Genomic DNA, 1,522 nt, shown 5'->3' on the forward strand with positions numbered 1-1,522 from the left:
CACCAGCTGGCGGTGCAGCGTGCCGGCCGACCGCAGGCCGACGTCGATCTCCGCGGTGTCCAGCCATACGCCCGGCGTCCGGACGGTGTCCCCGCGGCCGACGTCGTGGCGGTCCACGCCCCGCAGGTTCAGCGCCACCCGCGCCACCGCGCCGACCTCGATTTCGTTGCGGCCCAACGACTGCAGCCCGCGGACCGTCACGCGGCGCCCGGCGTGTTCCAGCTCGTCGCCTACCCGGACGGTGCCCGCCGCCAGCGTTCCGGTCACCACGGTGCCCGCCCCCCGGACGGAGAATGACCGGTCGACCCACAGCCGCACGTCGGCGTCGCGGTCCGGCGGCGGCAGCCGATCGATCAGCGCCGCGAGCCCCGCGCGCACCCGCTCCAGGTCGGTGCCGACCGCGACGGGCATTTCGCCGAGCGAGGTGGCGGCGAACCGTTCGCGCGCCTGCTCGATGGCCGGATCGGGATCGGCGAGGTCGGTCTTGCTGATCACCAGCAGCCCGTGCCGGACCCCGAGGGCGTCGAGCGCCGCCAGGTGTTCCTCGGACTGCGGCATCCAGCCCTCGGTGGCGGCGACGACGAACAAGACGGCCGGCACCGGGCCAACTCCCGCGAGCATGTTCGCGACGAACCGTTCGTGGCCGGGCACGTCGACGAAAGCGACCTGACGGCCGCCGACCTCGGTCCACGCGAAGCCGAGGTCGATGGTCAGGCCCCGGCGCCGCTCCTCGGCGAGCCGGTCGGGCCACATGCCGGTGAGCCGGTGCAGGAGGGTCGACTTTCCGTGGTCGACGTGCCCGGCCGTGGCTATGACGAACATGCCCGCACCGCCGCCGCCAGCAGCTCGTCGTGCTCCGGCGCCACCGTGCGCAGGTCGAGCAGGCAGCGGCCGGATTCCAGGCGGCCGACGACGGGCGGGCTCCCCGCGCGCAGGGCGGCGGCGTACGACTCGGGCAGGCTCACCGCCGCGCTGGGCAACTCGACGCCCGGTGCGCCCCCGCCGCCGACGGCGGCGACGCAGTCCACCGCGACGGCCTCGGGCAGCCGGCCGGCAAGCGATTCGGCGCGGGCCCGCAGCCGCGCCACGTCGGCGTCCAGCGCCTGGGCCACCGGTGGGGGCGGGCCCGTCAGCGTGGCCTCCAGCGCGGCGAGGGTGAGCTTGTCCACGCGCAGGGCGCGCGCCGCCGGATGCCGGCGCAGCCGCTCGATGAGCTCGCGATCGCCGAAGAGCAGGCCGGCCTGCGGGCCGCCCAGCAGCTTGTCGCCGCTCGCGGTGACCAGGCTGGCGCCGTCGCGCAGCATCGACGTGGCGTCGGGTTCGTCGGGCAGCAGCGGGTGCGGCGCCAGCAACCCGGAGCCGATGTCGACCACCAGCGGGACGTTCAGCTCCTTCAGCTCCGTGACGCCGACGGCCGAGGTGAAGCCGGTGACGTGGAAGTTGGACGGGTGCACCTTGAGCACGAAACCGGTGTCGGGCCCGATCGCGTCGGCGTAGTCGCGCAGGCTGGTGCGGTTGGTGG

Annotated in this window: 1 protein-coding gene and 1 pseudogene; both read right to left on the reverse strand. The window is 75.1% G+C overall.

Annotation, left to right across the window (positions count from 1 at the left end):
- A partial coding sequence (locus tag N415_RS30320; RefSeq protein WP_193376538.1) for a GTP-binding protein occupies positions 1-822 on the reverse strand: 822 nt, incomplete at its 3' end.
- Positions 810-1,522, reverse strand: a pseudogene (locus tag N415_RS30325) (L-seryl-tRNA(Sec) selenium transferase); the annotation flags it as partial. The pseudogene N415_RS30325 and the gene N415_RS30320, both read right to left, overlap by 13 nt.

The sequence above is a fragment of the Mycobacterium sp. UM_CSW genome, assembly GCF_000455205.1.
In the GTDB taxonomy this organism is placed as follows: Bacteria; Actinomycetota; Actinomycetes; order Mycobacteriales; family Mycobacteriaceae; genus Mycobacterium.